Source organism: Klenkia sp. PcliD-1-E, from assembly GCF_024124375.1.
GTDB lineage: Bacteria > Actinomycetota > Actinomycetes > Mycobacteriales > Geodermatophilaceae > Klenkia.
Window position 1 is genome coordinate 1 of sequence record NZ_JAMXRZ010000162.1, and the last position, 7606, is coordinate 7606.

Consider the following 7606-nt stretch of genomic DNA (forward strand, 5'->3'; position numbering starts at 1 on the left):
CCGCCCGCGGGCGGCTTCCGCGGGGGCGGCGGCGGTCGTGGTCGCGGTCGCGGTGGCTCCGGTGCGGGCACCGCGGGTGCCTTCGGGCGCCCGGGTGGTCGCGGTCCGGTCCGCGGGCGCAAGAGCAAGAAGCAGCGCAGGCAGGAGTTCGACTCCATGGCCGCGCCGTCGATGGGTGGCGTCAGCCTGCCCCGCGGCAACGGCCAGACCGTGCGCCTGCCGCGCGGTGCGTCGCTGACCGACCTGGCCGAGCGCATCGGCGCCCAGCCGGCGGCGCTGGTGACCGCCCTGTTCCACTTGGGCGAGATGGTCACCGCCACGCAGTCGGTGAACGACGAGACGCTGCAGCTGCTCGGTGCCGAGATCGACTGGGACATCCAGGTCGTCAGCCCCGAGGACGAGGACCGCGAGCTGCTGGAGACCTTCGACCTCACCTTCGGCGACGAGGAGGGCGACGAGGACGACTGGAGCGCCCGCCCGCCGGTGGTCACGGTCATGGGCCACGTCGACCACGGGAAGACGAAGCTGCTGGACGCCCTGCGGCACACCAACGTGGTGGCCAAGGAGGCCGGTGGCATCACCCAGCACATCGGCGCCTACCAGATCGTCACCGAGCTCGAGGGCGAGGAGCGGCCGATCACCTTCATCGACACCCCGGGTCACGAGTCGTTCACCGCGATGCGAGCCCGCGGGGCGAAGGTGACCGACATCGTCGTCCTGGTCGTCGCGGCCGACGACGGCGTCATGCCGCAGACGGTGGAGGCGCTCAACCACGCCCAGGCGGCCGAGGTGCCGATCGTGGTCGCGGTGAACAAGGTCGACAAGGAGGGGGCCAACCCCGCCAAGATCCGCCAGCAGCTCACCGAGTACGGCCTGGTCGCCGAGGAGTACGGCGGCGAGACGATGTTCGTCGACGTCTCGGCCACCACGCGCCAGGGCCTCGAGGAGCTCGAGGCCGCGGTGCTGCTGACCGCCGACGCGAGCCTGGACCTGCGCGCCAACACCGAGCAGGACCCCCAGGGTGTGGTCATCGAGGGCAAGCTGGACAAGGGTCGGGGCCCGGTGGCGACGGTGCTGGTCCAGCGCGGCACGCTGCGCCAGGGCGACTCGATCGTGGCCGGCGACGCCTACGGGCGCGTCCGGTCGCTGCTCGACGAGCACGGCAACAAGCTGAAGGAGGCCCTGCCGGCCCGTCCGGTGCAGGTCGTGGGTCTGACGTCGGTGCCCCGCGCCGGCGACACCTTCCTCGTCGTCGAGGAGGACCGCACCGCCCGGCAGATCGCCGACCGCCGCCAGGCCCGCATCCGCAACGCGCAGAACGCGCAGGCGCGCAAGCGGATCAGCCTGGAGGACCTCGACGCCGCCCTGAAGGAGAGCCGCGAGCTCAACCTGATCATCAAGGGCGACAACTCCGGCACCGTCGAGGCGCTGGAGGAGGCCCTGATGAAGATCGAGGTGAGCGACGACCTGTCGCTGCGGGTCATCCACCGCGGCGTCGGCGGCATCACCAAGAGCGACATCGACCTGGCGCTGGCCGACGACGTCATCGTCCTGGGCTTCAACGTCCGGGCCGAGGGCCAGGCCACCGAGCTCGCCAACCGCGAGGGCGTCGACGTGCGCTACTACTCGGTGATCTACCAGGCCATCGAGGAGATCGAGGCCGCGCTCAAGGGCATGCTCAAGCCCGAGTTCGAAGAGGTGCAGCTGGGCACGGCGGAGGTCCGCGAGGTCTTCCGGGTGCCCCGCATCGGGAACGTCGCCGGTTCGCTGGTGCGCAGCGGCACGATCGTGCGCAACAGCAAGGCCCGGCTCATCCGCGACGGTGCCGTGGTGGCCGACAACCTGTCGGTGGACTCGCTGCGCCGCTTCAAGGACGACGCGACCGAGGTCCGCGAGGGCTACGAGTGCGGCATCGGCCTGGGGTCGTTCAACGACATCAAGGTCGACGACGTGATCGAGACCTTCGAGCTGCGCGAGAAGCCCCGCGCCTGACCGCTCGAGCAGGTCGGCGGATGATGGGTCCGTGTTCACGGGCTCCCTCACCGCCGACCTGCTCCTGGGCGACGTGCACTCCCTCAAGGAGAAGCGCTCGCTCGTGCGGCCCGTCGTGGCCGAGCTGCGGCGTCGCTACGCGGTCGCCGCCGCCGAGGTCGGCGACACCGACCTGCACCGCCGCGTGCAGGTCGGCGTCGCCACCGTCGCCGGGGACGCCGCCCAGGTGGGCGAGGTCCTCGACGCCTGCGAGCGGTTGCTCGCCGAGCGCCCGGAGCTGACGCTGCTGTCGACCCACCGCCAGCTCATCAGCTCCGACGATTCCTGACCCGACGAACCGCAGGGGGACCCGATGGCCGACGCAGCCCGCGCCCGACGCCTGGCGGTGCGCATCCGCCAGATCGTCTCCGCCACGATCGAGATGCAGATCAAGGACCCCCGGCTGGGGATGGTGACCATCACCGACTCGCGGGTGACCAGCGACCTGCGCGAGGCCACGCTCTACTACACCGTCTACGGCGACGCCGAGGCCGCGGCCGACTCCGCGGCCGCGCTGGCCAGCGCCACCGGTGTGCTGCGCTCCACGGTGGGCAAGCAGACCGGGATCAAGTTCGTGCCGACGCTGACCTTCGTCGCCGACGCGGTGCCCGAGACCGCCCGCGAGCTCGACGAGGCCCTCGAGCGTGCCCGGCACGCCGACGAGGAGCTCGCCCGCGCCCGGGCCGGTGCCGCCTACGCCGGCGACGCCGACCCCTACCGCAAGCCCGCCGTCGACACCGACGAGCTGGACGACACCGCGGACGACACCGACGACCGGTTCGGCGAGGACGACGTGCTCGCCGAGGACCGGCAGGGGAGCACCCGATGAGCCAGCAACCCGGCACCGAGGCCGTCGACCCGGGCGAGGGCCCCGACGACACCGAGGTCCCCGCCGTCCTCGGCGGCCGCGTCGAGCCCGCGGGCGGCGACCCCACGGCCGGTGGCCGCACCGGGGCGGCCGGCGACGCCGACCCCGCAACCGACGCGAACGCGGCGTCCGTCGCCGCCGACCAGCCCTCCGACGGCGGCCCGGCCATCCCGGTGGCCGGTGGCTCGCCCGGCGAGGAGCCCGACGAGGTGCCGCACGCCGACCCCGGCCCCACCGACGCCTGAGCGGGTGGCTCCCGAGGGTGCCCTGGCCGCCGCCGTCGCCGTCCTGACCCGGGCGGCCGACGACGGCGGGGTCGTCGTCCTGTGCGCGCACGTGCAACCCGACGCCGACGCCCTCGGCAGCACGCTCGCGCTGGCCGAGGGCCTGCGCCGGCGTGGGGCGCAGGTGACCGCGACCTTCCCCGGCGCGTTCGTGCTCCCCGCGTCCCTGGCCTGGCTGCCCGGCACCGACCGGCTGGTGCCCGCCACGCAGCTGCCGGCCGACCCCGACCTGGTGGTCGGCCTGGACGCCGCCGACCTGCGCCGGCTCGGCGAGGTCGGGCCGCTGCTCACCGCCGCCCCCGCGTCCCTGGTCGTGGACCACCACGCCTCCAACCCCGGCTTCGGCGGCGTGCAGCTCGTCGACCCCGACGCGGCGGCCACCGTCGCCCTCGTGGCCGACCTGCTCGAGGGCCTCGGCGTCGACCTGGACACCGACCTGGCCACCTGCCTGTACGCCGGGCTCGCGGCCGACACCGGGTCCTTCCGCTTCGGCAACACCTCCCCGGCCACGCACCACCTCGCCGCCCGGCTGCTGGCCACCGGCATCGACCACGCGCGGATCAGCCAGCGGCTGTTCGACACCGCCCCTTTCGGCTGGCTGTCGCTGCTGTCCCTGGCCACGGGCCGCGCGCAGCTGGACCCCACCGGGCACGGGCTGGTCTGGACCTGGGCGACCGCCGCCGAGGCCGCCGCGCACGGCCTGCCCGTCGACCAGCTCGAGGCCCTGGTCGACGTGGTGCGGTCGGCGGAGGAGGCCGACGTCGCCTGCGTGCTGAAGGGCACCGCCGACGGCGCCTGGAACGTCTCGCTGCGCTCCCGGGGAGCCACCGACGTCGCCGCGGTCGCGACCGCGCTGGGCGGCGGCGGGCACCGGATGGCCGCCGGGTTCACCTCCTCCCTCGACCGGGACGGCACGCTGGCCGCGATCCGTGAGCGGTTGTGACCGCTGCGCGACCGGCCCGGTCGGTCCCGGCCCTGGCGCTGCCGGCGCTGGTGGTGCTGGCGGCCGAGCCGCTGTACCTGCTGGTCGACACCGCGGTCATCGGCCACCTGGGCACCGTCGAGCTCGGCGGGCTCGCCGTCGGTGGCGGCCTGCTCGCACCGGTCGCTGGGCTGCTGAACTTCCTCGCCTACGGGACGACGGCCCGGGCCGCCCGCCGGGCGGGAGCCGGGGACCGCACGGGTGCGGTGGGGGAGGGGGTGCAGGCCACCTGGCTGGCGCTGGGCCTCGGCCTGCTCGGCGTGCTGGGCTTCCAGCTCGCCGCCGGCCCGCTGACCCGGTTGCTCGCCGGGGGCGACGGCCCGGTGGCGCAGGCCGCCGAGGGCTGGCTGCGGGTGGCGTGCCTGGGGCTGCCGCTGCTGCTGGTCGCGCTGGCCGGCAACGGCTGGCTGCGCGGGGTCGCCGAGCTCGGCCGGCCGGTGCGGTTCGTCGTGGCCGGCAGCCTGGTCTCCCTCGTGCTCAACCCGCTGCTGGTCTACCCCGCCGGTCTGGGTCTGGAGGGCTCGGCGGTGGCCAACGTCTGCGGCCAAGCGCTGTCGGCCGCGCTGTTCCTGGCCGCGCTGCGCCGCGAGGGGGTCCCGCTGCGGCCGCGGCTGCCGGCCGTGCTCGCCCAGCTCACCATCGGCCGGGACCTGCTGCTGCGCGCCGCGGTCATGCAGGGCGCCTTCGCCGTCGCCGCCGCGGTCGTCGCCCGGTCCAGCACCGCCGAGCTCGGCGCGCACCAGATCGCGCTCCAGCTGTGGCTGTTCCTGGCCCTGGTGCTCGACGCCTACGCCGTGGCCGCGCAGACGCTCGTGGGGCAGGCCCTCGGCGCCGGACGGGTCGCCGACGCCCGCGCCGCCGCCGTCCGCGTGGTCTGGTGGGGGCTGGGCACCGGTGCGGTGGTCGCCGTCCTGCTGCTGCTGGCCCGGCCGGTCCTCGCCCCGCTGTTCACCGGCGACCCCTCGGTGCTGGCCCAGGCGGCCGTCGTGTGGTGGTTCCTGGCGCTCATGCAGCCCCTGGCCGGCGTGGTGTTCGCCCTCGACGGGGTGCTGATGGGCGCCGGGGACGTCGGCTACCTGCGCACGGTCACGATCGGGTCGGCGCTGGTCGGCTTCGTGCCGCTGTCGCTGCTGTCGGTGCCGCTCGGCTGGGGCCTGGCCGGGGTGTGGACCGGGCTGACGCTGTTCATCGCGCTGCGGCTGCTCGCCGTCCTGGCCCGGGTGGCCGGTGACCGGTGGACCCGTGCCACGGTGGTCCGGTGAGCCCCCGTCGCCCCGACGCCGACGTCCCGCCCGGCCTGCTGGTGGTCGACAAGCAGCCCGGCATGACCTCCCACGACGTGGTCGCCCGCGCCCGGCGGGCCCTGTCGGTCCGCAAGGTCGGCCACGCCGGCACCCTGGACCCGATGGCCACCGGTGTGCTGGTGCTCGGCGTCGGCACCGCCACCCGGCTGCTCGGCCACCTGGCGGGCAACGACAAGGCCTACGCGGCCACCGTCCGGTTCGGGCAGACCACGGTCACCGACGACCGCGAGGGCGAGGTGCTCACCACCACCCCGGCCGGTGGGCTGACCGACGAGCAGGTGCGGGCCGCGCTGGCGCGCCAGACCGGGCCGCTGCAGCAGGTGCCCTCGTCGGTCAGCGCGGTCAAGGTGGACGGCGTCCGGTCCTACGACCGGGTGCGGGCCGGGGAAGCCGTCGAGCTCGCCCCCCGCGCGGTGACCGTGCACTCGCTGGCGGTGCTCGACGTCCGCCGGCCCACCGCGGACCTCCTCGACGTCGACGTCGAGGTGGTCTGCTCCACCGGCACCTACATCCGGGCGATCGCCCGGGACGCCGGCGCCGACCTCGGTGTCGGCGGCCACCTCACCGCGCTGCGCCGCACCCGCTCGGGCCCCTTCGACCAGGCGGTCGCCCGCTCCGTCGAGGCCGCCGCGGCGGCGTTGCTGATCGGCGCCGGGCCCGGGTTCGTGCCGCTCACCGCCGCGGCCACCGCGGTCTTCCCCGAGCGCCGGGTGGACGCCGCGGAGGCCGTCGACCTGGGCCACGGCAAGCGGGTCGCCGCCACCGGCACCCCCGGCCTGCACGCCGCGGTCGACCCCGGCGGCCGGCTGGTCGCCCTGGTCGAGGACGCCGGCCGCACCGCGAAGGTGGCGGTGGGCTTCCCCGCCTGAGCTCAGGGCACCGGGGTCGGCGGCTCCTGCCCGGCCAGCACCGCGACGACGTTGCGCGCGGCCAGCACCGCCATCGCCTCCCGGGTCGGCACGGTCGCCGAGCCCAGGTGCGGGGTGAGCAGCACGTCGTCGCGGCCCACCAGCCCGGGGTGGACGGCCGGCTCGTCCTCGAACACGTCCAGCGCCGCGCCGCGGATCTCCCCGGTCTCCAGCGCCCCCACCAGGGCGGCCTCGTCGACCACCGGCCCGCGCGCGGTGTTCACCAGGTACGCGCTCGACCGCATCGACGACAGCGCTGCGGCGTCGACCAGGTGCCGGGTGCCCGGGGTCAGCGGGCAGTGCAGGGAGACCACGTCGGAGCCGGCCAGCAGGTCCGCCAGCGGCAGGTGCTCCGCGGCCGGGGCGCCGGCACCGGCGGGACGACGGGCGGCGTAGGCGACCTGCATCCCGAACGCGGCGGCCCGGCGGGCGACCGCCTGCCCGATCGCGCCGTACCCGACCAGGCCGAGGCGGGCCCCGCGCAACCCGGTGCCGAGCATGAAGTCCAGGTCCCAGCCCCAGGGCCGGCCCGCCCGGAGCAGCCGGTCGCCCTCGCCCACCCGCCGGGTGATGCCCAGCAGCAGCGCCATGGTCAGGTCGGCGGTGGCGTCGGTGAGCACCCCCGGGGTGTTGGTCACCCGCACGCCCCGGCGCCGGCAGGCCTCGACGTCGACGTTGTCGTGACCGACCGCGACGTTCGCCACCACCTGCAGCTGCGGGCCGGCGGCGTCCAGCAGCGCGTCGTCGACGCGGTCGAGCAGCAGGCAGACCAGCGCGTCGGCGCCGGCCACCGCCTCCCGCAGCTCGCCGGCCCCCAGCGGCCGGTCCACGTCGGGCTGCACGACGTCGGCGGCGCCGTCCAGCAGCCGCACCGCGGCGTCCGGCAGCCGGCGGCTGAGCACCACCCGGGGTCGGTCCACGCCCGGACCGTACGGCGTCAGCGGCTCCGGTGCCCCCGTGCCAGCAGCGCGACCCCGGCGACGGTGAGCACGAGCCCGACGGCCAGCACCGGCGCCCAGCCCGGCCGCAGCCGGTCACCGAGCAGCGCCAGCCCGACGAGCCCGGGCACCACCGCCTGGGTGGTCGCCAGCACCGGGGTCACCGTGCCCACCGCGCCCGTCCGCAGGGCATCGGCGGTCCACAGCGTGCCGGCCACCCGGAGCACGAGGACGGCGTAGGCCAGCGGCTCGGCGCCGAGCTCCACGACCAGGCTCCACCCGGACGACCGC

General features: G+C 75.8%; 9 protein-coding genes. 7 read left to right on the plus strand and 2 right to left on the minus strand.

Annotation, left to right across the window (positions count from 1 at the left end):
• The 7 genes from infB to truB form a co-directional block, all read left to right on the plus strand.
• Positions 1 to 1992, plus strand: a 1992-nt coding sequence (infB, locus tag NH342_RS20940; RefSeq protein WP_253017957.1) for a translation initiation factor IF-2, incomplete at its 5' end; no start/stop codon positions are given.
• 31 nt (positions 1993 to 2023) lie between these two features.
• Entirely contained in the window at positions 2024 to 2320 is a 297-nt protein-coding gene (locus tag NH342_RS20945; RefSeq protein WP_253017959.1) for a DUF503 domain-containing protein, read from the plus strand.
• Positions 2321 to 2344: 24 nt separating this feature from the next.
• On the plus strand, positions 2345 to 2860 hold the full coding sequence (gene rbfA, locus NH342_RS20950) for a 30S ribosome-binding factor RbfA (protein ID WP_253017961.1): 516 nt from the start codon (positions 2345 to 2347) through the stop codon (positions 2858 to 2860).
• Positions 2857 to 3144 (plus strand): hypothetical protein, encoded by a 288-nt coding sequence (locus NH342_RS20955; RefSeq protein ID WP_253017963.1) that lies wholly within the window; start codon positions 2857 to 2859, stop codon positions 3142 to 3144. Before rbfA ends, NH342_RS20955 begins: the two co-directional genes overlap by 4 nt.
• 4 nt (positions 3145 to 3148) lie before the next feature.
• Positions 3149 to 4126 carry a bifunctional oligoribonuclease/PAP phosphatase NrnA gene (locus tag NH342_RS20960; RefSeq protein ID WP_253017965.1) on the plus strand — a complete coding sequence of 326 codons (978 nt, stop codon included), beginning with the start codon at positions 3149 to 3151 and terminating at the stop codon, positions 4124 to 4126.
• Positions 4123 to 5427, plus strand: coding sequence for an MATE family efflux transporter (locus NH342_RS20965; RefSeq protein WP_253017967.1), 1305 nt, complete (start codon positions 4123 to 4125; stop codon positions 5425 to 5427). The genes NH342_RS20960 and NH342_RS20965 overlap by 4 nt, the downstream gene beginning before the upstream one ends.
• Entirely contained in the window at positions 5424 to 6338 is a 915-nt protein-coding gene (truB, locus tag NH342_RS20970; protein ID WP_253017969.1) for a tRNA pseudouridine(55) synthase TruB, read from the plus strand. The genes NH342_RS20965 and truB overlap by 4 nt, the downstream gene beginning before the upstream one ends.
• A 2-nt stretch (positions 6339 to 6340) precedes the next feature.
• Here truB and NH342_RS20975 read toward each other — a convergent pair whose 3' ends face one another.
• Both NH342_RS20975 and NH342_RS20980 read right to left on the minus strand, forming a co-directional pair.
• A complete protein-coding gene (locus NH342_RS20975; RefSeq protein ID WP_253017971.1) occupies positions 6341 to 7297 on the minus strand; it encodes a D-glycerate dehydrogenase in 957 nt (318 codons plus the stop codon).
• A gap of 17 nt (positions 7298 to 7314) precedes the next feature.
• Positions 7315 to 7606, minus strand: a 292-nt coding sequence (locus NH342_RS20980; protein ID WP_253017973.1) for a hypothetical protein, incomplete at its 5' end; no start/stop codon positions are given.